The following is a 20835-nucleotide window of genomic DNA, read 5'->3' on the forward strand; positions in this document are numbered from 1 at the left end:
TCAGCGCTCCGCGGCGCGGTAGGGCAGATAGCCCCGCTCGACCATCCGGCGCAGCCCCTCGTAGGCCTCCGACAACTCCTCGTAGACGGCGCGCATGTCGGCCAGTTTCTGGGCCTCGCCCGGGCCGATCGCGTTGCCTGACTCCGACAGGCGCAGCGCCTCGGCGATCCAGCGCGCCCGTGCTGTCGCGGCGCAGACGGCCAACCTCTGGAAGGCGGCCGGTTCGGTATGGTTCGCGCCCAGTCCCAGAACCTGCGGGATCACCTCCCGGTTCGAGACGAAGGCGGTGTAGTCGATCTGTTCCAGATGGCCGCGAAGCTTGCGCTGCTCCTGCGGGTCGGTGTCGCTGGGTTCGAAATGATCCCGGCGGCTGCGATAGCTGGACGTCATCATGCTGGACACTCTGGTCCTCCTCGGGCGGTCTCCCTGGGGAGAGCCTGCGCCCGACGGGTTAACGCCCCGTTGTAGGCCCATTTTGCGGCGACGCGGCCTGACGCGGCTGGTCCGGCGCGGTCCAGCCGGGGGGCAGGGGTTCCGACCAGCCCTCGGGCGCATCCTCCGACGGCGGGAAATAGCCGGTGGCCGAGCGGTAGCCGAGGATGTACCAGATCTCGATCAGGTAGCCGTGCAGCCGGGTCTGGTCCGCCGCGGGCCGTTTCGAGGCCGCCCCGATGGCCAGTCCCAGCCGCCCGGCGACGTCCGAGGCCTCCAGCGGCCCGTCCGGCTCGGCCAGGATGTCGTCGATGACCCCGTCGACCCAGGCCGACAGGGTCGCCCGGTTCTTCGGCCCCTTCGGCCCGGCATAGGTCCCGTCGGCGTGGAACTTGTCCTCGTCGCGCAGGGCCTGAAGCCGCGCCCGGATCTCCGCTCCCAGCATCGCCTGTTCCTCGTAGAGCGGCGCCGCCTTCGGCTTCCAGAACCGCCAGATCGCCCCGCCGGCGGCGAAACCGAGCAGGACGAGGGTCGCAAGGATGCGGGCGTAATGGGACATGGAGACCACTCTAGCGCAGGATGCCGGAACGCCCATATGCAACATGAACCGTTGCGGAGCCCCCTCCCATGACTGAAGCCATGACCAAACCCCTTCACATCGACTTCGTCTCCGACGTCGTCTGTCCCTGGTGCGTCGTCGGCCTCGGCGGGCTGGAGAGCGCGCTGGAGACCCTCGCCCCCGAGGGCATCACCGCCGAGATCGCCTTCCAGCCGTTCGAGTTGAACCCCGGCATGGCGCCCGAGGGCGAGAACGTCGGCGAGCATATCGCGGCCAAATACGGCTCCACCCCCGAACGGTCGGCGGCCAACCGCGCCATGATCACCGCCCGCGCGGCCGAGGCCTGGCCGGGTTTCGAGATGAAGATGACGGCGGACAGCCGCATCTGGAACACCTTCGACGCCCATCGCCTGCTGGCCTGGGCCGGCGAGAAGGGCGGCGAGCCCCAGAAGGCGCTCAAGGAAGCCCTGTTCCGCACCCATTTCACCGACGGCAATAACCTGACCGACGCCGGGGTCCTGACCCGGGCCGCCGAGGTCGCGGGCCTGGACCGCGTCGAGGCGGCCGAGGTGCTCGCCTCCGGCCGCTACGCCGCCGAGGTCCGGGCCGAACAGGCCCTGTGGCGCCAGCGCGGCATCAACTCGGTGCCTGCCGTCGTCGTCGAGGGCAAATACCTGATCTCCGGCGGCCAGCCCGCGGCGGTGTTCGCCGAGGCCCTGCGCAAGATCGCTGCGGAGACCGGCGCGGCGGCCTAGGCCGCCAGGCGCAGCTCGCTCTCCCTGGCCAGCTTGAAGCCGGCGACGAGGCGGGTGAGTTCGGCGGCTTCCTGACCCAGGTTGTGGCTGGCGGCCGTGGTCTCTTCGACCATGGCGGCGTTCTGCTGGGTCGCATTGTCCATCTGGTTGACCGCCGTATTGACCTCGGCGAGGCCCGTGGCCTGTTCGCGCGCGGCGCCGGCGATGTCGGACACCAGGTCCTCGATGCGGGCGAATTCCTCGACCACCCCGTTCAGGGACCGGCCGACCCGCGTGACCAGGCTGACCCCGCTCTGGACGCTGCCCGAGGACTGGGCGATCAGGCCCTTGATCTCCCGGGCCGCCTCCGCCGAGCGCTGGGCCAGGGCCCGGACTTCCTGGGCGACCACGGCGAAGCCGCGGCCGCTGTCCCCGGCGCGCGCCGCCTCGACCCCGGCGTTCAGGGCCAGGAGGTTGGTCTGGAAGGCGATCTCGTCGATGACGCCGATGATGTTGGAGATCTCGCGGGATGAGGCGTCGATCCGGCCCATGGCCTCGATCGCCTCTCCGGCCACGGCGCTGGACTCGCCCACGACCTGACGGCTGTGCGACATGGCCCCCTGGGCCTCGGCGGCGTTGTCGGCGGTCTGGCGGACGGTCGCGGTGACCTCGTCGAGGGCGGCGGCGGTCTGTTCGAGGCTGGCGGCCTGCTGTTCGGTGCGCTGCGACAGGTCGTCGGCCGCGGCGGCGATCTCGCGCGCGCCGCCGTCGACGGCCCGGGCCCCGGCCACGACGTGGGAGAGGGTGTCCTCGAGCGCGCGGATCGAGCGGTTGAAGTTGATCCGCAGTTCCTCGAACTCCTCCGGGAAGGGGTCGGCGATGCCGTGGCTCAGATCGCCGTCGGCGAGGGCGCTGAGGCCTTCGGCGAGGGCGGCGACCACCTGTTCGCGCCGGCGCGCCTCGCTTTCGGTCCGGGCGTACTGGCCGTCCCGCTCCTGCTGCAGCTCGGTGTCGCGCGCTTCCTGGGCCAGGCGGGCGGCGCGGCGCTCCAGCACCGCCTCGCGGAACACCCCGACCGAGCGGGCCATGTCGCCGATCTCGTCGGTGCGGTTCCGGTGCGGCGCCTCCTTCTCATAGTCGCCCCCGGCCAGACGGCCCATATAGCCGGTCATGCTGAGCACCGGACGCACAACCCGGCGGCGCAGGATCAGGATCCCGCCGATGACGACGATCAGCATCATCAGGGAGGTGACGGCCAGAAGGACGTAGATCCAGTTGCTCATCTGGTGCGCCGCCTCGACCCGGCTTTCGGCATGGGCCGTGGCGTCGGCGGCCAGCGAATAGATCACGGTCCGGTGCGCCTGATAGTGGCCGCTCAGGGTGACGATCGCCGCATCCATGGTCGCGACGTCGCCCGTCCTCAGGGCCGGCAGGAACGACTGGTCCACGACCGTCCAGAATTTCTGCGCCTCGGCGTCGGACAGGGACAGCTCGGACCGGATCTTGGGCGTCATGGGCTGTGCCGCCCAGTACTGGAGACGGGCGTCATATTCACCGTGCAGACGGGTCAGTTCCGCTTCGATTTCCCGGGCCTTGTCCAGTTCGTCAGGACCCCGGTGGGCGGTGAGCAGGGATTCCACGACATAGAGGGGCGGGGGCAGGACGTCGGCCAGAAGGACCTGGGCCTGGGACTGTTCCTGCGAGATCGGCCCGCCGACGCGCAGGGTCATCAGCGAAAAGACCGCCGCCCCGGTCGTCAGGACGAAGCCGCCGATCAGGAGGGCCGCGAAGAGGTTGAGGACGCCGCTGACCCGAATTGACATCATATATCCGTCGGAAAACTGTGTTCGCAGTTTTCTGGGCCATCGGGTTTAACGTCGGGTGAATGACACCGGGTGAACACTATCGGAGTCGCGCCAGTAACTATGAAATCCCCATTCTCGGGACATTCATCATGTATTGGGCAAGATTAAATCCTGAGTTGTTCTCTATTGCCCGGCCCGGTGGTGCGGTCCGCACGCCAGAACACCGTCCGAAGCGTCCGAAGCGTCCGAAGCGTCCGGATCGGGCGCATCCCCGGCCTCCCGGTCCTCCAGCCGCCAGCGGATCGCCTCATAGCGTTCGTGCTGGCGCGCCTCTTCGGCCTCGACCTCGGCCATGGTCAGCTGCACCCGGCGCCAGCGCAGCGCCTCGACCGCGTCGCCGCGCATCACCGCCCGCATCATCCGCCGGTGGGCGATATAGCCCAGCTCCTCGAGATCGACCCGGTCGAGGTCGTCGTTGACCCGCAGGTCCAGCTCGACGCCCTCGTCCCACGGGTCCAGCCGGTCCGTCGGGGTCCAGGGCTGATCCGCCCGCCGCCAGCCCTCGCGCGCCGCCCGATCGCGCAGCGAGGTCAGCCCGACCCCGTGCCGGCGACAGCACTCCGGCGCCGACCACCCCGCCAGATACGCCTCCCGCACCCGCGCCCAGACCTCGTCCGGCGGCGACTTCCGCCCCTGGAGTTCTTCGCTCATGTCCCTCTCCCGATGAAAGGGAACAGTGTGAGGCCGTTTCAGGGGGTGATGGGCATAAGGCCTCTGAATAGAGCCGGGCCTTGTTTGGATTGGGGAATTCGGGGGATGTGTTGATGGGTATGGGGCGAACTTTCGTCATCCTCCGGCGCCGCGCGCCTTCGCCCGGAATGACGAAAGAAGGCCGATCAATCCTCTTCCGGCGGGGGAACCCAGTCCGGATCATGGACCGGATACCAGTCGGCCGCGAGGTCCAGCCAGTCGGGGTTCGCGTCCTCGATCAGCTTCAGCTTCCAGTCGCGCTTCCAGCCCTTGATCCGCTTCTCGCGCCGGATCGCATCGACCACCCATTGGTGCTGCTCGTACCACACCAGTTGCGTGCAGCCCTTCGTCTTCGAATGGCCATCGAACGTCCCGTTCCTGTGCTTCCAAACCCGCGCCTGGAGGTTCGACGTCATCCCGACATAGGTCGCACCATTGCGCCCGTTCGCCATGATGTAGGTTGCAATGAAGGGGCGACGTGTCCGCATCCGTGCAATCTACACGTGTTTACCCCTTTCGTCATTCCGGGCGCACCCCGGCGAAAGCCGGGGGAAGACCCGGAACAGGGCGGCGCCGCAGCGAAGCGAAGGCGAAAGGGTTCAGCGAACGCATGCGCGACAGCTTCGCGCTCTCGCGCGCCGCCTCGTTCCGGGTCTCCGGCGCAAGCGCGCCTCCGCCCGGAATGACGAAAGATAAGAGATCACGCCGGGAGAGGGATCAACTCGTCCGCCGGTACGTCCCCCGCCCGTTGAAGTCCAGCCACCCCATGTCCCGCAGCACCTGAAGCTGCTGCCTGATCTTCGGCCGGACGTTGTTGTTGTTCGGATAGATCGCCGCCAGCCGCGCCTCGAACCCATAGACCTCGGCCAGGGTGAAGTCCGGCCGACCGATGTCCTCGACGCATTTCGACACATCGAGCAGCCAGCCCCGCGCGGTCGGCGTCGCGTCGCGCAGGAACAGCGTCGCCCGCCACTGGTCCAGCACGGCCCGTTTCGCCACATGCGCCCCGGCCCGGATCAACGGGATACGCCCCGCCAGCGGCACCTGGCCGATCAGGATGTTGCACCCCTGCCAGCCCGCGCGACGCGCCGTCATCGACAGCGGCTTGCGCGGCTCGATGATCGCTTCGGTGAAGAAGTGGCTCGGCACGACAATCAGGTCGGTGACGCGGGTGCGGGCCTTGTCATAGCCCATGACCATCAGGCTGGGATTGTTCGCCGCCGCCAGCCGCGCCTTCATCGCGCCCCAGGCGCCGTTGACCAGCTTGGCATCGATCCGGCCCTTGGTGGCCTTGAGTTCGTATTCCTCGGCGCAGTCGCCGCAATGGAAGTCGGCCACCGGCGAGTTGGCCGCGAAGGCGGTCAGGCGCGTCGCGCCGCAGCTGGGACAGAAGGCGTTGGCGGCGACCCATCCCTCGCTCAGGACGCGGGCGTTCTGCGTCGGCCCCTTGAAGACCGCCGCCTCTTCGGCGAAGCCGAGCGTGCTCCAGGGGACGTCGTCTTCGGCCATGCGGGCAGCATGGCCGTGCCTTGGTTAGTCAGCCCTTACCGCAGACGGTGGATTCGATCTCTTCGCCATGGGCATCGAGGGTCACGACGCGGGCGGCATCGAACTCCACGGTGCCCTGCTCAATCCATTTGATCTCCGGGCCGCCCTCGTATGCGATCTCGGCGGCCTCTTCCGGCGAGTCGGCTTCGACCTCGGCGGTGTAGTCGACGTAGGCGTCGACGCGGCTCAGGACGGTGAACTTCGGCACGGCTTTCCCCTTGTCAGCAGAACAAAGGGATCCATAACAATGGGATATAGGCAAGCGGCACCCTGCCAAACTAGGGGTAGCCGTGCCGATAGGCACCTGCCGGGTGAAGCTGAACAGCGTCATCGACCCCAACGCCTCCAACGTGACACTGCACACCTGAGCCGTGCGCCGCGTGCTGGGGCACTTGTTGACAGTAGAGCGGTTCTAGCCGTCCGGGCGATCCTGCGAAGACGCAGCTTTTGACTAGCGCCCCCTCCCCCCTACAGCCGTCCCTTCCTGAACCGCTCCTGCGCCTCCGCCTGCGCCTCTTTCCGCCACCGCTTCGGCGCCGAGGCATCCACGTCCTGGCCGTCCCCGGTCAGGATCTCGTTGGCGAACTCCAGGTCGAGCAGTTTGAGCTTCTTGATCTCGTCGCGGAGGCGGCCGGCCTCCTCGAACTCCAGATTGCTGGCGGCCTCGCGCATCCTGCCTTCCATGTCGCGCAGGGTGGCCTGGAAGTTGTTGCCGATGAAGGGACGGCTGTCCTCCTTGACGCCCGTGACGGGGATCAGGACGCGGTCCTTCTCGTAGGGGCTGTCGAGGATCTCCTTTATGTCGCGCTTGACGCTGGCCGGGGTGATGCCGTGTTCGGCGTTGTAGGCCTGCTGCCGTTCGCGGCGGCGGTTGGTCTCGGCGATGGCGCGCTCCATCGAGCCGGTCATCCGGTCGGCATAGAGGATGACGCGGCCGTCGACGTTGCGGGCGGCGCGGCCGATGGTCTGGATCAGGGAGGTCTCGGAGCGCAGGAAGCCCTCCTTGTCCGCGTCGAGGATGGCGACCAGGCCGCACTCGGGGATGTCGAGCCCCTCGCGCAGAAGGTTGATGCCGATCAGGACGTCGAAGCTGCCGAGGCGCAGGTCGCGGATGATCTCGATCCGCTCCATCGTATCGACGTCGGAGTGCATGTAGCGCACGCGCACGCCCTGTTCGTGCATGTATTCCGTCAGGTCCTCGGCCATCTTCTTGGTCAGGACGGTGACCAGGGAGCGGTAGCCATCGCGGGCGACCTGTTTGACCTCGTCGATGACGTCGTCGACCTGGTTGCGGGTCTGGCCGGAGACGGGTCGGATCTCCACCGGCGGGTCGATCAGGCCGGTCGGGCGGATGACCTGTTCGACGAAGACGCCGCCCGTCTGTTCCATCTCCCAGGTCTGGGGCGTGGCCGAGACGTGGATGGTCTGGGGCCGCATCGCCTCCCATTCGTCGAACTTGAGCGGGCGGTTGTCGATGCAGGAGGGCAGGCGGAAGCCGTATTCCGCCAGGGTCGATTTGCGGCGGTAGTCGCCCCGGAACATGCCGTTGATCTGGCCGATGGTGACGTGGCTCTCGTCCACGAACAGCAGGGCGTTGTCGGGGATGTATTCGAAGAAGGTCGGCGGCGGCTCGCCGGGCGCCCGGCCGGTCAGCCAGCGGCTGTAGTTCTCGATGCCGGCGCAGGAGCCGGTGGCCTCCATCATCTCCAGGTCGAAGCGGACCCGCTGTTCGAGACGCTGGGCCTCCAGCAGTTTCCCGTTCTCGACCATCCAGTCGAGCGTCTCCTTGAGCTCGGCCTTGATGCCGCCGAGCGCCTGGTTCAGCGTCGGCCGCGGGGTGACGTAGTGGGAGGCGGCGTAGACGGTGATCTCCTGCAGGTCGGCGGTCTTCCGGCCGGTCAGGGGGTCGAACTCCTGGATGGATTCGATCTCGTCGCCGAACAGGGAGACGCGCCAGGCGCGGTCCTCCTGGTGCACCGGGAAGATCTCGACCGTGTCGCCGCGCTTCCTGAACATGCCGCGCTCGAAGTTCAGGTCGTTGCGCTTGTACTGCAGCGCGATCAGGTCGGCCCGCAGCTTGGACTCATCAATCTGGTCCCCGACCTTCAGGTCGAAGGTCATGGCCGTATAGGTCTCCACCGACCCGATGCCGTAGATGCAGCTGACCGAGGCCACCACGATCACATCGTCCCGCTCGAGGATCGACCGCGTCGCCGAATGCCGCATCCGGTCGATCTGCTCGTTAATCGAGCTGTCCTTCTCGATGTAGGTGTCCGTACGCGGAACATAGGCTTCCGGCTGGTAGTAGTCGTAGTAGCTGACGAAATACTCGACCGCATTGTCCGGGAAGAAGGACTTGAACTCGCTGTAGAGCTGGGCGGCGAGGGTCTTGTTGGGGGCGAGGATGAGCGCGGGGCGCTGGGTCTGTTCGATCACCTTGGCCATGGTGAAGGTCTTGCCCGAGCCGGTGACTCCGAGCAGGACCTGGTCGCGGTCGCCGGCCTCGGCCTGGGCGACGAGTTCGGCGATGGCGGTCGGCTGGTCGCCGGCGGGGGTGTAGCTGGTCTCCAGCCGGAACCGGCCGCCCTTCTTCTTGCCGTCGTGAGAGGGGCGGTGGGGGACCCAGTCGTCCGGCTTGCCGGGGGCCTCTTCCGGCGTCAGGCGCGGCCCGGTGACCGGGGCGAACATCGGCATGTTCGACATCGCCCGTCCCCCGGTCGAGCCGGAGGATGACGCGGCGTCCCCGTCCCGCAGGAAGGCCGACGGCGCTTCCGTCAGTCCCTGGTTCGGCACGTGAACGGGCTTCTTGATGACGGGGGCCGAGCCCTTGGGGGTCGAGGAACGGTTCATGAACGGAACTTAGTGCGCGACGGGGGATGTCGCCAGTCAACGCGCGGGCGGCCGGTGCGGATGCTGACAGCAGGGTGTCAGCAGGCTCGATCGGCGAATCCTGTCAGGATCGGCCCATGTCCGGAACGTCACGCCTCGCGGTCGCCCTTGCGCTCGTCGCCTTGTCGGGCTGTGGCCGTCTGATCCCGAACACCGCCCCTCCGCCCGGCTACACGCCCTACGCCCCGGCGCCGAACCCCGGGCCGTCGGCCTATGTCGCCCCCGGCGCAGGGGTGATCGATCAGCCGGTCGACAGCAGAACGTTCGGTCGCGTCCAGCAGGCGACGCGGACCCTGGCGCAATGCGAGGCGGAACTGGCGGCGGCGCGTGTGACCTTCTCGCCGACGCCGGATCGGGTGAACTCCGCGACCTGCGGCCTGACGGCGGCGGGGGTGCTGGGACCGGACATGGGCACCGTGGCCCGGATGGCCCCTGCGGACGTGACCATGACCTGCGCCCTCGCCGCAGCGGTCAGCGTCTGGCGACGACAGTCGGTGGAGCCGGCGGCGCGCGAGCTGCTCGGCTCCGACGTGGTCGAGATCGAGCACATGGGGGTCTATGCCTGCCGGGGTGTACGCACCGACGCGGGCTCGACCTCGCGTCCCAGCGCTCATTCGCGGGCGGCGGCGCTGGACTTCTCGGGCGTTCGGCTAAGGGATGGGCGCCGGATCACGGTGGCGGGCGACTGGAACGACGGCACGCCCGAGGCGCGGTTCCTGCACCGTATCCGTGACGAGGGCTGCCGCGTCTTCGGCACGGTCCTCAGCCCCGACTACAATGCGGTCCACCACGACCACCTGCACCTGGAGGCGGAGCAGGGACGGCTGTGCCGTTGACCTCAGCCCGGCGCCGGGTCGTGGCGGGCGGCGTCCGCATCGATGCGGATGTTGGCGACGTGGCGTAGCTGCAGGCTGTCGTCCCGGCCCGAGAAGACCAAGGTCATGCGGTTGGTCTCCGCCACGACCCGCTGCCCTGACGGCGTGGTGTAGTCGCCCAGCACCCAGCGGGCGACGCAGACCCGGATCTCCGGTGCGATCTCGGTGACGCTGTCCACCCCCAGCAGGGTCAGGGGGACATCGCGGAACATGATGGCGAAGAAGACCTCGTGAGCATGGATCACGGCAGGCAGGCCCTTCCAGTGCATCCCGACGACATTGACCCAGTGCAGATCGGGAGCGGCGCGGGCGTACATGGCGGCGACGTCATTGGCGTTCCAGGCCGCTGCGTGCTGGTCCAGCCAGGCCTGGATATCAGCAGGGGCGTCGGCCGAGGGCTGGGCGAGGGCGGTCATGGCGGTTCCTGCGACAGGGAGGGAAAACAGGCCGAGAAGGGCGTGGCGGCGGTGCATTGTGACGTCTCCGTTCGGACCGAGCCCACTCAGCCACGCCGGAGCCCGGGCGGGCTAGGACGGATCGGTCATGCGCGGATGATCGGCAGCGGCGAGGCGAACCCGCCGGGGGCGGTTCCGGCGAAGGCATGGAAGTCCCGCTGGAGATGGGACTGGTCGAAATAGCCGTGCTCCTGGGCCAGGGCGGCCCAGTTGCGGGACGGCTCGCGAGCGCGATCCGCCACCATCGCGTCGAACCGCACGATGCGGGCATAGAGTTTCGGCGGGACCCCGACCTGGGCAGTGAAGCGGCGATGGAACTGGCGCTCGCCCAGACCCGCGCGTTCGGCCAGGACGTCGACGCGAACCGCGCCGCGCATCCGGCGCAGGATGTCCGCCGCCTGATCGACCGAATCGCGAGGGCGTGCGTCCTGCATCCTCATTGACAGCCAGGCCTCGGCCGCAGCGACACGACCCTCGAACCCGGATGCGGCCTGGACCATGGCCCGCAACTCTGAAAGCGTCGCGCCGCCCACCTGATCCGCGGCGTGGGCGGCGTCGGCCATCTCCTTCATCGGCAGCCCCAGCAGCCGGTTCAGGCCTCCAGCCTGAAACTGGATATTGAAGGCACAGATTTCGCCGCGCATCAGCAAATCGGTGTGGCGTCGGGTCTGGGGGCCCACGATCACGGCGTCCGGCGCCGCCGCGAACCCGGACCCCACATCGGCCCAATAGGGCGTGGCCGTGTAGATCTCGATGAAGGCGTTCGGACGCGCCGTCAGCGGCAACACCACGCCCGGACCGGACAGGACGCCTGTCCGTTCCTGATAGCCGCGAACGACACCGCGAAGGCGGGCGGCGGCCGGCTGGCGACGATAGGCGAGCATGACGACAGCCTAGCCGAAGGATGTGTCGATGATCTACCGCCGGCCGCCGGCTCCGGAACGGTCGGGGTTCAGTCTAGCGGCGGACGCGCGCCTGGACTTCGAGCTCGCCGAGGCGGCGTTCCAGATAGGCGGTGTCGTCGCTGGACGGGCGCGTCCGCGAATAGGCCGCCTCCAGCCGGGTCAGGTCCTCCAGCTGGACGCGGACGGCGTCCTGCTGGCCGCGCGGCAGGCTGTAGAGCGCCCGTTCGATGGCCGTCAGGCGATCACGCGGGGTCTGCTGCCAGCCGCCGCCGTTGCCGTAGTTGCCGCCCGGAATGCGGGAATCGATGGCGTCGAGGCGGGCCTCGATGTCCTGACGCTCGCGGGCGCTGAGACCGTCACGCTGGAAGCCGGCCTCGGCCGCGACGATGGCGGCATAGTCGCTGCGCAGGCGGGTGGCCTCGGTGCGGGTCAGGGTGCGGGCGTTGACCGCGGCGGTGACCCAGGCGTCGAAGTCGGCGCGGCCGTCGGCCGCCGACTGGTAGCCGCCGATGTCGTCGCCATAGCCGCCGTCCTCAAGCGCCGAGGTCAGGGCGTTGTAGCGGGTGGTCAGGTCCTGCCGCTCCTGGGTGGTGAAGCGGCCGTCCTGGCCGTAGCGGGCTTCCAGCTGGACCAGGGCGTCATAGTCCGTGCGGATCCGGTCGGCGGACCAGGACGACAGGGCGCCCGAGCGGACCTGGGCGTCGAGGCGGGTGTTGAAGGTGGCCTGCTGGGCGCCGAGGGCGCGGCGGCCGCGGCTCCATTCGCCGTCGATCGAACCGCTCGTCTGGGCGCCGAACAGGTTCTGCAGGATCTGGCCGAAGACGTCCTGGCCGGTCGACGGCTGCGAGCCGGACTGGCCATACGGCGTCTGGGTCTGGCCGTACGGCGTCTGGGCCTGGGCGAGGGGGGCCATCGAGAGAACGACAGCGCCGGCCGCGAGGGCCGTGAAGGTCTTGATCGAATTCATGGGGTGCTCTCCGGCGGTTTCGCCTGTGTCCGGTCAGCAGAACGGCGTGCGGCGGGTAAGGTTGCCGTGCGTCTCGCTCGCCACGATGCGACAGGCGCCCGGGCTGCCCCCGTGCTAGGGTCGCGCCATGACCGATCAGACCGACCCGACCGCAACGCCCTCGACCGACGGTCCGGCAGGTGAGACGCCGGCGCAGAAGGCGTTGCGGCTGAAGACCGCGAAGCTGGATGCCCGGCCGAAGCCGCCCCGCGGCGGGCGATTCCAGCGCGAGCAGGCGGCGGGCGTCACGCCAGGCGCCAACCGCCCCTGGACCCACAAATAGGCCGCTCGCCGGTCTTCAATGCTGTCCGATTTCCGCGAGACTCCCGCGGCGAAGCGCGGCATGTTTGCGGGAACAAAAGGAGATCATCGATGTCGGCTTCCGAGACGTTCCGCGCCCTGCACGGCTTCGGCCTGCTGATCCTTCCGAACGCCTGGGACGCGGCCTCGACCGCCCTGTCGATCGCGGCGGGGGCGAAGGCGGTGGCGACGACCAGTGCAGGCGTGGCCTGGGCGCTGGGCTGGCCCGACGGGGCGATGCCGCCCGAGAGCGAACTGCTCGGCGCCCTGGCGCGGATGGTGCGGGTGGCGGGCGAGGTTCCGGTCAGTGCGGACGTCGAGGGCGGATTTTCTGATGATCCGAAGGCGGTCGCGGACTTCGTGCGGCGGACCCGGGAGACGGGCGCGGTCGGGATCAACATCGAGGACGCGGACGGGACGGCGGAGGCTCTGGCCGACAAGATCGCGGCGGTGCGTGCGGCTGTGGGATCGGACCTGTTCATCAACGCGCGCTGCGATCTGTGGCTGCGGGGGATCGGGCCGGTCGAGGGACGGCTCGAGGAGGCGGCGCGGCGCGCGGCGCTATACAGGGCGGCCGGGGCCGATGGCCTGTTCATGCCGGGCGTGACCGATGCGGGCGCGATCACCGCCCTGGTGGACCTGGGCCTGCCGCTGAATCTGCTGGCGCGGCCGGCGCTCCCGGATGCGAAGGGGCTTGAGGCGCTGGGGGTGCGTCGGCTCAGCGCCGGTTCGAACATCGCGGCAGCGGCCTATGCGACGGCCGATCGGCTGACGCGCGGTTTCCTCGCGGACGGGGATTCGAAGCCGCAGGCGGCCGAGGCGATGGACTATGGCGCGCTGAACGCCCTGATGAAGACGTGAAGCTGATCGCGTCCGAGGTCGCCTCGCCGATCGGGGCACTGGCGCTCGCCGTCGACGTGGCCGGGCGGCTGAGGGGCGTGTCCTTCGGCGACGGGCTCAGGCGGGCGATGGCGCGGGAGTACCCCGGCGTCGTTCTCACCGAAGGCGCGGCGCCAGAAGCGGTGACCGGAGCCCTGGCCGACTATTTCGCCGGGGCCCGGACAGCCCTGATGCGGATCGACTGGACGCTCGACGGGGCGGCTGCGGGCGACGGGTTCCAGGCCCGGGTCTGGCGGTCGCTTTGGGAGCTCCCGGTGGGCCAGACGATCTCCTATGGCGAGATGGCGCGTCGGGCCGGGGAGCCGGGCGCGGCCCAGGCGGCGGGGGTGGCGCTGAACCGGAACCCCATCCCGCTGGTCCTTGCCTGCCACCGCGTCGTGGGCGCTGACGGGGCCATGGTCGGGTTCGGCGGCGGACTGGAGCGCAAGACCTGGCTGTTGCGGCACGAAGGGGCTCTGCTGATCTGACGACTTGACGCCATGTAACCTATAGGTGATATGTAACCCCAAGGTGACAAGTCGGGACGAGTGAAGATGACCAACGCGCGCAATCGCAGCGACGACCGGCCGGTCCGGGGCCGCGGCTGGAAATACATGGCCGGCCTTGTCGCGGCGGGCCTCGGTGCCGGTATGGCGGTGGTCGGCCTGAATCCGGGCGCGACACGTCTGGGTGACGTCTTCTCCGATGCCAATGCGGGGATCGTGACAGGCATCGGCATCGGTCTCTTCGTGGTCGGGCTGATGATCGCCTGGAAGCTGCGGCCCGGCGGTCCGGCCTCGCGCGGCGAGGACGAGCCGGGCAAGCGCGAACGGATGCAGGCGCAGCGGTCGATGCTGCTGTGGCTGTTCCCGATCGTCACCCTGATCTTCCTTTACCAGTCGACCCGGGCGATCCCGCTGATCCTCGCCGGTGACGACGCCGTCTCGAACTATATGAGTGTCCTTCTGCCGGTTCTCTACGCCTGGCTGGCGGCATCGGTGACCATGGGCTGGGACGGAAACTCGCGGAAAAACCGCCGCTACCTTGAGGATGAGCTGACGCAGGTGCTTCGTGCCCGGGCGATCGTCTGGGCCTTTCTGGTCCTGATGTCGGGGACGACCATCGCTCTCGGGCTCGGCCTGTGGCGGCTGGAGCTCGGCCTCGTCGCATTGCCGTTCGCCCTCGCGGCCGCGGGGGCGACGGCGGGTCTGCGCTTCGCCTGGCTCGATCGGGAGGCCGGGCGCGACGATGGGTGATCCCCGTCTGGCCTCGCGCCTCAAGGAAGTTCGCACGGCCGCGGGCCTGACCCAGGCGGAACTGGCCGAGCGGGCCGGGGTGTCCCGCAAGACGGTGAACACGGTCGAGAACGGGGTCTTCATCCCCTCGACCCTGCTCGCGCTGGAGCTGGCGCGGGCGCTGGATACGACGGTTGAGGGGCTGTTCTTCCTCGTCGACTGACCCCTGGATTGAAATGGACGGCCGGCGAGGCATCCCTCTCCGGCCTTCGGCTTGACTTCCTCACACAGTATGTCGCATACACTGTGTGTCACACACTATGTGACGTGAAGGACGGGCCGCGTGACCATCGACGCCGAACTCTTCGAAAGCATGCGGCTGGAGCTGCGGCGGGGATCGCTGGTGCTGGCGGTCCTCGCCTGCCTGCGGACCGAACGCTACGGCTACACCCTGCGTCAGGCCCTGGCCGCCGACGGGCTGGAGATGGAGGAATCCACCCTCTATCCGCTGCTCCGCCGGCTTGAGAGCCAGGGGTTGCTGCTGAGCGAATGGCGCGAGGAGGAGAAGCGGCGAAAGCGCTTCTACCTCCTGTCGCCGATGGGCGTGGCGATGCTGGACCGGCTCGCCGGCGAATGGCGGGGCATCAATGCCTCGCTCGACAAGATTCTCTGACATTTCAAGACTGAGGGGCAAGACCATGGACATGGTGGAACGCTATCTGGAGGCCGTCGCAGCGCAGCTGTCGGTGGAGGAGCGCGACGACATCGTCGCCGAACTGCGCGATCTGATCCTGAGCCGCGTCGAGGCGAAGGAGGAGACGCTCGGCCGGCCGCTGAACGACGGCGAGCGCGAGGCTATCCTTAAGGAGATCGGCCATCCGCTGGTCGTGGCCGCCCGCTATCGCAAGGGGCCTGATTCCCTGATCGGGCCCGAGCTCTTCCCCTACTGGCTCTACGGGATGAAGGCGGGGCTCCTGATCCTTCTGGTGATCTCGGGTATCGGCCTCTTCATCCGGCTGATCAGCGGGACGGCGGATGCAGGCCAGGACATCGCCCAGGCCTTCCACGGCTTCTTCGGCTCCGGACTGACACTGATCGGGGCCCTGACCCTGGCCGGGGCCATCATGGAACACTACGCCATCCGCCCGAAATGGCTGACTGACTGGCGGGTCAAGGATCTGGGCGCCTTCGGCCTGTCCGATCCGGCCTGGTGGGGAGCCAGCGTGAAAAGCGCCGGCGACCGGATGAGCGCGGCAGACGGCCTGGGCCGGCGGCCGATGTGGCGGGCGCGTGCGATCCGGGGCCGTCGCGATTTCGCGGCCGAGGCGGCCTTCTCCCTCCTTGCCGTCGGGCTGTTCGTCCTGTGGTGGGTGGGGCTGGTTCACTTCCCCGGCCTGAGCGTGATGCGGATCGACGGCGACCTGGTGAGCGTCTCGCCGGCGCCCATCTGGGCGACCCTGTTCGCTCCGGTCCTCCTCTACGCCCTCGGGCAGATGGGGGTCGACCTGTTCACCCTGATCCAGCCGCAGGCGGCGCGGATGCGGGCGGTGCTGGCCATCCTCGTCGCTGCCGCCGGCCTTTGGCTGACATGGAACATCTTCGAGGCGGGGCACTGGTTCACCCTGAGCGTCGGCGCCGAACAGGCCCGGATCGCCGGCGACCGGGTTCTGCTGGACTTCGACCGGCTACGGACCCTCGGTGAGGGCGAACGGGACCTCGTGGGCGTGGCCTCGACCCTGTCGCTGATCTTCACCTGGGGCCTGGCCATCAGCGGGGTCAGCCTGGTGTTCAAGATCGCGGCCAACGCCTGGCGGGCCGTGCGACCGGACGTTGCGTCCAGCGCCGGTTGATGAGACGCTGGCCGCTTCGTGGGTGCTGGAGGCTGATATGCTCTGGACTGGCTTGATCGTCGCGACGGTGATTGTCCTGCAGGACCCTGCGACCGGGCAGGCCCAGGCGGCCCCGGCTCCTGCGACAGACGTCGCACCCGTGACCGTCCAGGGGGCGCGCCTCGAGTCCGGCGCCAATAGCCGCGCCAGCGATCCCCAACAGGAAGTGATCTGCCGGACCGCTCCCGTGACGGGAAGCCGGTTCAACCAGCGCCGCTGCCGCACCCGTCAGCAGGCCAATATCGCCGCCGCAGAAGCGCGAAACGCGCTGTCGGCCATGCAGGGCAGCGGTCCCACGACCGACGCCGCGCTCGGCGGCAGCGTGACGCCCGTCGGGCCATAGGGCCACCCGGGCGGCGATGTCCGAAAACCGCGAGACTTGCCCACGAGGACGGTCCATCTTCGCGGCATGGAAACGGCGGCGAACAGTCTGGATCAGGAGGCCTGCTACCGCGCCTCGCTGACGCGCGACGCCCGGTTCGACGGGCGGTTCTTCGGCTGCGTGAAGACCACGGGCATCTACTGCCGTCCGGTCTGCCCCGCGCGGACGCCCAGACGCGAGAACATGACCTTCGTGGTCACGGCGGCGGCGGCGGAGGAGGCGGGATTCCGCGCCTGTCTGCGCTGTCGTCCGGAGACGGCCCCAGACATGGGTGCCTGGCGCGGCACTTCGAACACTGTCAGCCGGGCCCTCGCCCTGATCGAGACGGGCGCGCTGGACGAGGGTGATGTCGACGCCCTGGCCGGACGGCTCGGGGTCGGCGAGCGCCAGCTCAGGCGACTGTTCAAACAGCACCTCGGGGCGGCCCCGGTCAGCGTGGCCCAGACGCGGCGTGTGCTGCTGGCCAAGGCCCTGATCCACGAGACCGACCTGTCGATGGCCCAGGTGGCCCATGCCTCTGGCTTCGGCTCGGTGCGGCGATTCAACGAGACCTTCCAGGGCCTGTATCGCCGCGCGCCGTCGGAGCTGCGCCGACGGGCCGAGCGGCCGCCGGGTGAGGGGGTGAAGCTGAGTCTGACCTATCGCCCGCCCTACGACCGGGATGCGATGTTCGCCGCCCTGAAGGCGCGGGGGGACACGGTCGAAGGCTGGACCTGGTCGCGCGCTCTGACCAGGGCCGTCGACGGGGCCGACGGCTTCGTCACGGCGACGCCGGGCAAGCCCGGCCGGCTGGAGGTCTGCGTCGAGGCCAGCGACCTGAAGGCCCTGCCGGGCGTGCTGGCGCGGGTCCGGCGGGTGTTCGACCTTTCCGCCGACCCCGAGGCCATCGGGCGCGACCTGTCGGCGGATCCGGTGCTCAGGCTCCTGGTCGAGGCGCGGCCCGGTCTGCGGCTGCCGGGCGACTGGATCGACGCGGGCGAGGATGCGCCCAGCGACAGGCTGAACGATGCGACGCTGGCGGTCCGTGCGGAGCGCTGGCGGCCCTGGCGGGCCTATGGCGCGCTGCACCTGCGGATGGCGGGACTGACGGCGGCCGATGTGATGGAGAAGGACGATGACAACTCACGCCTCTGGCGCGCAGCCTGAAACCCTGACCCTGGAGAGGATCGCGACTCCGGTCGGCGAGGTCCTGCTGGTCACGGATGCCGACGGCGCCGTGCGGGCGCTCGACTTCGCCGACTACGAGCCGCGCATGATGCGGTTGCTGGGCCGCCATGCGCCGGACGCCGAGCTTGTCGCAGGTCAAGCGCCGGGGTCGGTGCGCGGCGCGGTCGAGGCCTATTTCGCCGGCGACGCGCGGGCGCTCGGCGGGCTGACGGTCAGGACCGGCGGCACTGAATTCCAGCGCTCCGTCTGGGCCGCTCTCAGAGCCATTCCGGCGGGCGAGACGCGCAGCTATGGTCAGCTGGCGGCGGCTGTCGGATCGCCGAAAGCCGTGCGGGCGGCGGGACTGGCCAACGGCCAGAACCCCATTGCGGTCATCGTGCCCTGTCATCGGGTGATCGGGGCGAACGGGACCCTGACGGGTTATGCCGGAGGTCTGGAGCGCAAGCGCTGGCTGCTGGCCCACGAAGGCGTGGCGGTCTAGGCGGCCCGGACTTCCCCGACAGCGCCGGGTTTCAGCGCGGCTCCGATGGCCGCGAACAGGGTCTGGGTCGTCACCGGTTTGGCCAGATGGCCGTCGGCTCCGGCGATGCGACCGGCCTCGACATGTTCTGCCATGGCGTTGGCGGTCAGCATCAGCAGCGGCGTGCGTTCGAGACCGCGTTCGGCCTCGAGGGCGCGGATGGCGGTGGTGGCGGTCAGGCCGTCCATCACAGGCATCTGCATGTCCATCAGGATCAGGTCGAAGCCGCCGGCGGCGAAGGCATCGACAGCCTGTTGACCGTTCTCGACGGTGATCAGGGTGGCGCCGGTCGGGGCCAGAAGCACCTCGATGACCTTGCGGTTGGCCGGATGATCGTCGGCCAGAAGGACGCGCAGGCCCTCCGGGGAGGCGTCTTCCGTCGCGCTGTCCACCGTCTCCTCGATCACGGCGGCGGGCAGGGGCAGTTCGAACCAGAAGCGCGATCCCGCGCCCGGCGTCGACTCGCAGTCCAGTTCGCCGCCCATCAGTTCTGCGAGATCGCGGGAAATGGCGAGGCCCAGGCCCGTGCCGCCGAAGCGCCGGGTGATTGAGCCGTCCGCCTGCTGGAACCGGGTGAAGATGCGGGCCTTCTGTTCCGCGTCGAAGCCGACGCCCGTGTCAGTGACGGAGAAGCAGACACGATCGTCGCCGACTGGTTTCACGCTCAGGGTCACTACGCCGGCGCTGGTGAATTTCAGGGCATTGGACACGAGGTTGGCCAGGATCTGGCGCACCCGGACCACGTCGCCGACGACCATGCGATCCAGCGTCGGGTCGATCTCGACGACCAGGGCGACCGGACCGCCCTCGACCCTGGAGCTCCACAGGGCGGCGATGTCCTTGACCGCGTGTCCGAGAGCGAAGGGCGCAGCCTCGATCGTGACCTGACCGGCCTCGATCTTGGCGCTGTCGAGGATGTCGGAGAGGAGGCGTTCCAGCGTGACACCGGAGGAGCGGATGATCTCGACCATCTCGTGCTCCGCCTCATGCAGGGGGCGTCGCGACAGGGCGTCGGCCATGGCCACGACCCCGTTCAGGGGCGTTCGAATCTCGTGGCTCATGTTGGCGAGGAACTCGGACTTGGCCCGGTTGGCGCCCTCGGCGCGGCCGCGAGCCGCCCGCAGGTGGCCGGTCATGCGCCATTGGCGGAACAGCAGGGCCGCGACCAGAAGCAGGACGACCACGCCGATTCCGACGACCCAGCGCTGGCCCTGGATCATCCGGGCCTGCAATACCGTGTTGGCGCGCGCAGTCTCCAGCTGGCGGCGGCGCTCGCCCAGCTGGGATTGCATCTCGGCGGTGACCTGGCCGATGCCGTCGCTGAACTGCCGGGACTGCTGGAGCTTCTCTTCCTCCGCATGCCGTCGGAGCAGGGCGAAGGCCTCGGCCGAGCGTCCCTCGGCGTTCAGCAGCTCGGCCTCCGCGTGAAGCACCTGTGACACGGAATCGTCCCGGAACTCGCCCGCAGCCTGAAGACGACGGATTTCGGCGACGTCACGGCGCGCGCCCTGCAGGTCGCCGACACGCGCCCGCGCCATCGCCCGCAGGGGAAGGATTTGCGGTGCGAGAAACCGGGCGGCGCCGAGGCTCTCGCCGTAGGGGGCGATGCAGTCGAGCATCCGTTCGGGACTGTCCGCGCCTTCGGCCACCGAGGCGCACAGATTGGCGTCGTAGACAGCGAGGCTTTCGATCCCGGTCTTGGCCGTCAGCCGGTGGTGGATGACGAACAGCCGTTCGGCCAGGTTCTGGTCCCCGACCTGCACCGCCAGAAGCGTCAGATTGTAGACCGCATCGAAGTCGGGCCGGGGATAGACGGGATTGCTGTAGTCGATCTCGAACCGGCCGAAGGCGTCCGTCGCGCCCCGGATGTCGTTCAGCGACATCAGGCCGATGCCGCTGACCTCCCACAGGCCTGCCCGCGCGGTATTGGCGAAGGCGTCGCCCTCGGGGATCAGGCTCAGGGCGTTGTTGAGCAGGGCCAGGGCCTCGCCGAGCCGATGCTGGTCCATCAGACTGATGGCGTGGAGGCGCGTGGCATGCGCCTTGACGAACCAGTCGGTCTCGGTGTTTGAGATCCGCTCCATCTCCCGGTCGGCGGCGTCTTCCCCCTGGTCGTAACGGATGGCCAGGGCGTTGAGGTGGGCGATCTTGGTATAGCGCCCGTCGCCCTGCCCGCCGGCTGCGGCGGCGAGACGCAGATTCCAGGCTTCGGCGGCCTCGAAGTCGCCCTGGTTCAGGATGGTCCAGACGACATGATAGAGGCGGTTCAACCCCTCGCGATCCTGCCTGCGCTCGGCGGCCTGACCGAAGGCCTCAAGCTGGGCGAAGGTCGTATTTGCGGCGCGGTTCTCGACGGCGACGGCCAGGGACACGGGGTCGCGCCGGACAGTCTCCCTGGCGCACACCGCTGACGGCGCGGCCGCCGACAGGGCGAGGCCGAGCAGGATTGCACGGACAAGGAAAGGCAAGCGGCTGAGTTCCACGTCTCACCCTGCCATGCAGGTG

At 69.0% G+C, this 20835-nt stretch carries 24 protein-coding genes; 12 read left to right on the top strand and 12 right to left on the bottom strand.

The window, feature by feature from the left end:
• Complete coding sequence (locus tag Q0044_RS16625) at window positions 1-402, bottom strand: hypothetical protein (protein WP_298163626.1); 402 nt, start codon at window positions 400-402, stop codon at window positions 1-3.
• A 49-nt stretch (window positions 403-451) separates the two neighbouring features.
• A complete protein-coding gene (locus Q0044_RS16630; RefSeq protein WP_298163627.1) occupies window positions 452-991 on the bottom strand; it encodes a hypothetical protein in 540 nt (179 codons plus the stop codon).
• Between the two features lie 80 nt (window positions 992-1071).
• On the opposite strand from Q0044_RS16630, the gene Q0044_RS16635 reads away from it, so the two are divergent.
• The gene (locus Q0044_RS16635) at window positions 1072-1746 is read left to right on the top strand and encodes a DsbA family oxidoreductase (protein WP_298163628.1); all 675 of its coding nucleotides are present in this window, start codon (window positions 1072-1074) and stop codon (window positions 1744-1746) included.
• Here the strand turns inward: Q0044_RS16635 and Q0044_RS16640 are convergent.
• The 6 genes from Q0044_RS16640 to uvrB all read right to left on the bottom strand — a co-directional run bounded on the left by Q0044_RS16640 (window position 1743) and on the right by uvrB (window position 8678).
• Window positions 1743-3548, bottom strand: a complete 1806-nt coding sequence (locus tag Q0044_RS16640) for a methyl-accepting chemotaxis protein (protein ID WP_298163629.1) — start codon at window positions 3546-3548, stop codon at window positions 1743-1745. The two genes, Q0044_RS16635 and Q0044_RS16640, sit on opposite strands and share 4 nt — an antisense overlap.
• A gap of 165 nt (window positions 3549-3713) precedes the next feature.
• Window positions 3714-4241 (bottom strand): hypothetical protein, encoded by a 528-nt coding sequence (locus tag Q0044_RS16645; protein WP_298163630.1) that lies wholly within the window; start codon window positions 4239-4241, stop codon window positions 3714-3716.
• Between the two features lie 185 nt (window positions 4242-4426).
• The gene (locus tag Q0044_RS16650) at window positions 4427-4768 is read right to left on the bottom strand and encodes a GIY-YIG nuclease family protein (RefSeq protein ID WP_298163631.1); all 342 of its coding nucleotides are present in this window, start codon (window positions 4766-4768) and stop codon (window positions 4427-4429) included.
• 229 nt (window positions 4769-4997) lie between these two features.
• Entirely contained in the window at window positions 4998-5789 is a 792-nt protein-coding gene (locus tag Q0044_RS16655) for a DpnI domain-containing protein (protein WP_298163632.1), read from the bottom strand.
• 28 nt (window positions 5790-5817) lie between these two features.
• Window positions 5818-6036: a hypothetical protein gene (locus Q0044_RS16660; RefSeq protein WP_298163633.1), complete on the bottom strand. Its 219-nt coding sequence runs from the start codon at window positions 6034-6036 to the stop codon at window positions 5818-5820.
• A 260-nt stretch (window positions 6037-6296) separates the two neighbouring features.
• The gene (uvrB, locus tag Q0044_RS16665; RefSeq protein ID WP_298163634.1) at window positions 6297-8678 is read right to left on the bottom strand and encodes an excinuclease ABC subunit UvrB; all 2382 of its coding nucleotides are present in this window, start codon (window positions 8676-8678) and stop codon (window positions 6297-6299) included.
• Between the two features lie 116 nt (window positions 8679-8794).
• On the opposite strand from uvrB, the gene Q0044_RS16670 reads away from it, so the two are divergent.
• A complete protein-coding gene (locus Q0044_RS16670; RefSeq protein ID WP_298163635.1) occupies window positions 8795-9553 on the top strand; it encodes an extensin family protein in 759 nt (252 codons plus the stop codon).
• A gap of 2 nt (window positions 9554-9555) precedes the next feature.
• Here the strand turns inward: Q0044_RS16670 and Q0044_RS16675 are convergent, their stop codons facing one another.
• The 3 genes from Q0044_RS16675 to Q0044_RS16685 all read right to left on the bottom strand — a co-directional run bounded on the left by Q0044_RS16675 (window position 9556) and on the right by Q0044_RS16685 (window position 11919).
• Window positions 9556-10008 (bottom strand): SgcJ/EcaC family oxidoreductase, encoded by a 453-nt coding sequence (locus Q0044_RS16675; RefSeq protein ID WP_298163636.1) that lies wholly within the window; start codon window positions 10006-10008, stop codon window positions 9556-9558.
• Between the two features lie 125 nt (window positions 10009-10133).
• Window positions 10134-10931 carry a helix-turn-helix domain-containing protein gene (locus tag Q0044_RS16680; RefSeq protein ID WP_298163637.1) on the bottom strand — a complete coding sequence of 266 codons (798 nt, stop codon included), beginning with the start codon at window positions 10929-10931 and terminating at the stop codon, window positions 10134-10136.
• A 73-nt stretch (window positions 10932-11004) separates the two neighbouring features.
• Complete coding sequence (locus tag Q0044_RS16685; RefSeq protein ID WP_298163639.1) at window positions 11005-11919, bottom strand: hypothetical protein; 915 nt, start codon at window positions 11917-11919, stop codon at window positions 11005-11007.
• A gap of 127 nt (window positions 11920-12046) precedes the next feature.
• Here Q0044_RS16685 and Q0044_RS16690 point away from each other — a divergent pair, with 127 nt between their 5' ends.
• The 10 genes from Q0044_RS16690 (at window position 12047) to Q0044_RS16735 (ending at window position 18291) form a co-directional block, all read left to right on the top strand.
• A complete protein-coding gene (locus tag Q0044_RS16690; protein ID WP_298163640.1) occupies window positions 12047-12241 on the top strand; it encodes a hypothetical protein in 195 nt (64 codons plus the stop codon).
• Between the two features lie 89 nt (window positions 12242-12330).
• Window positions 12331-13119 carry an isocitrate lyase/PEP mutase family protein gene (locus Q0044_RS16695; protein WP_298163641.1) on the top strand — a complete coding sequence of 263 codons (789 nt, stop codon included), beginning with the start codon at window positions 12331-12333 and terminating at the stop codon, window positions 13117-13119.
• Window positions 13116-13625, top strand: coding sequence for a methylated-DNA--[protein]-cysteine S-methyltransferase (locus Q0044_RS16700; protein ID WP_298163642.1), 510 nt, complete (start codon window positions 13116-13118; stop codon window positions 13623-13625). Before Q0044_RS16695 ends, Q0044_RS16700 begins: the two co-directional genes overlap by 4 nt.
• 66 nt (window positions 13626-13691) lie before the next feature.
• Window positions 13692-14393 carry a hypothetical protein gene (locus Q0044_RS16705; RefSeq protein WP_298163643.1) on the top strand — a complete coding sequence of 234 codons (702 nt, stop codon included), beginning with the start codon at window positions 13692-13694 and terminating at the stop codon, window positions 14391-14393.
• Window positions 14386-14595: a type II toxin-antitoxin system RelB family anti-toxin gene (relB, locus tag Q0044_RS16710; protein WP_298163644.1), complete on the top strand. Its 210-nt coding sequence runs from the start codon at window positions 14386-14388 to the stop codon at window positions 14593-14595. The genes Q0044_RS16705 and relB overlap by 8 nt, the downstream gene beginning before the upstream one ends.
• 150 nt (window positions 14596-14745) lie before the next feature.
• Window positions 14746-15045, top strand: coding sequence for a PadR family transcriptional regulator (locus tag Q0044_RS16715; RefSeq protein ID WP_524536189.1), 300 nt, complete (start codon window positions 14746-14748; stop codon window positions 15043-15045).
• A 25-nt stretch (window positions 15046-15070) separates the two neighbouring features.
• Window positions 15071-16222: a hypothetical protein gene (locus tag Q0044_RS16720; RefSeq protein ID WP_298163646.1), complete on the top strand. Its 1152-nt coding sequence runs from the start codon at window positions 15071-15073 to the stop codon at window positions 16220-16222.
• 37 nt (window positions 16223-16259) lie between these two features.
• Window positions 16260-16604, top strand: a complete 345-nt coding sequence (locus Q0044_RS16725; RefSeq protein ID WP_298163647.1) for a hypothetical protein — start codon at window positions 16260-16262, stop codon at window positions 16602-16604.
• Between the two features lie 36 nt (window positions 16605-16640).
• Window positions 16641-17789 (top strand): bifunctional transcriptional activator/DNA repair enzyme AdaA, encoded by a 1149-nt coding sequence (locus tag Q0044_RS16730; RefSeq protein ID WP_298163648.1) that lies wholly within the window; start codon window positions 16641-16643, stop codon window positions 17787-17789.
• Window positions 17758-18291 (top strand): methylated-DNA--[protein]-cysteine S-methyltransferase, encoded by a 534-nt coding sequence (locus Q0044_RS16735; protein ID WP_298163649.1) that lies wholly within the window; start codon window positions 17758-17760, stop codon window positions 18289-18291. Before Q0044_RS16730 ends, Q0044_RS16735 begins: the two co-directional genes overlap by 32 nt.
• On the opposite strand, the gene Q0044_RS16740 is transcribed toward Q0044_RS16735, so the two are convergent.
• Window positions 18288-20798, bottom strand: a complete 2511-nt coding sequence (locus Q0044_RS16740) for a hybrid sensor histidine kinase/response regulator (protein ID WP_298163651.1) — start codon at window positions 20796-20798, stop codon at window positions 18288-18290. The two genes, Q0044_RS16735 and Q0044_RS16740, sit on opposite strands and share 4 nt — an antisense overlap.
• Between the last annotated feature and the right edge of the window lie 37 nt (window positions 20799-20835).

The organism is Brevundimonas sp., assembly GCF_027484365.1.
GTDB lineage: Bacteria > Pseudomonadota > Alphaproteobacteria > Caulobacterales > Caulobacteraceae > Brevundimonas.

Excerpts from the sequence above, each read along its gene's own strand:
- Q0044_RS16630 (WP_298163627.1), bottom strand. The coding sequence starts at position 991 with ATGTCCCATTACGCCCGCATCCTTGCGACCCTCGTCCTGCTCGGTTTC.
- Q0044_RS16635 (WP_298163628.1), top strand. The coding sequence starts at position 1,072 with ATGACCAAACCCCTTCACATCGACTTCGTCTCCGACGTCGTCTGTCCC.
- Q0044_RS16640 (WP_298163629.1), bottom strand. The coding sequence starts at position 3,548 with ATGTCAATTCGGGTCAGCGGCGTCCTCAACCTCTTCGCGGCCCTCCTG.
- Q0044_RS16645 (WP_298163630.1), bottom strand. The coding sequence starts at position 4,241 with ATGAGCGAAGAACTCCAGGGGCGGAAGTCGCCGCCGGACGAGGTCTGG.
- Q0044_RS16650 (WP_298163631.1), bottom strand. The coding sequence starts at position 4,768 with ATGCGGACACGTCGCCCCTTCATTGCAACCTACATCATGGCGAACGGG.
- Q0044_RS16655 (WP_298163632.1), bottom strand. The coding sequence starts at position 5,789 with ATGGCCGAAGACGACGTCCCCTGGAGCACGCTCGGCTTCGCCGAAGAG.
- uvrB (WP_298163634.1), bottom strand. The coding sequence starts at position 8,678 with ATGAACCGTTCCTCGACCCCCAAGGGCTCGGCCCCCGTCATCAAGAAG.
- Q0044_RS16670 (WP_298163635.1), top strand. The coding sequence starts at position 8,795 with ATGTCCGGAACGTCACGCCTCGCGGTCGCCCTTGCGCTCGTCGCCTTG.
- Q0044_RS16675 (WP_298163636.1), bottom strand. The coding sequence starts at position 10,008 with ATGACCGCCCTCGCCCAGCCCTCGGCCGACGCCCCTGCTGATATCCAG.
- Q0044_RS16680 (WP_298163637.1), bottom strand. The coding sequence starts at position 10,931 with ATGCTCGCCTATCGTCGCCAGCCGGCCGCCGCCCGCCTTCGCGGTGTC.
- Q0044_RS16685 (WP_298163639.1), bottom strand. The coding sequence starts at position 11,919 with ATGAATTCGATCAAGACCTTCACGGCCCTCGCGGCCGGCGCTGTCGTT.
- Q0044_RS16690 (WP_298163640.1), top strand. The coding sequence starts at position 12,047 with ATGACCGATCAGACCGACCCGACCGCAACGCCCTCGACCGACGGTCCG.
- Q0044_RS16695 (WP_298163641.1), top strand. The coding sequence starts at position 12,331 with ATGTCGGCTTCCGAGACGTTCCGCGCCCTGCACGGCTTCGGCCTGCTG.
- Q0044_RS16705 (WP_298163643.1), top strand. The coding sequence starts at position 13,692 with ATGACCAACGCGCGCAATCGCAGCGACGACCGGCCGGTCCGGGGCCGC.
- relB (WP_298163644.1), top strand. The coding sequence starts at position 14,386 with ATGGGTGATCCCCGTCTGGCCTCGCGCCTCAAGGAAGTTCGCACGGCC.
- Q0044_RS16715 (WP_524536189.1), top strand. The coding sequence starts at position 14,746 with ATGCGGCTGGAGCTGCGGCGGGGATCGCTGGTGCTGGCGGTCCTCGCC.
- Q0044_RS16720 (WP_298163646.1), top strand. The coding sequence starts at position 15,071 with ATGGACATGGTGGAACGCTATCTGGAGGCCGTCGCAGCGCAGCTGTCG.
- Q0044_RS16725 (WP_298163647.1), top strand. The coding sequence starts at position 16,260 with ATGCTCTGGACTGGCTTGATCGTCGCGACGGTGATTGTCCTGCAGGAC.
- Q0044_RS16735 (WP_298163649.1), top strand. The coding sequence starts at position 17,758 with ATGACAACTCACGCCTCTGGCGCGCAGCCTGAAACCCTGACCCTGGAG.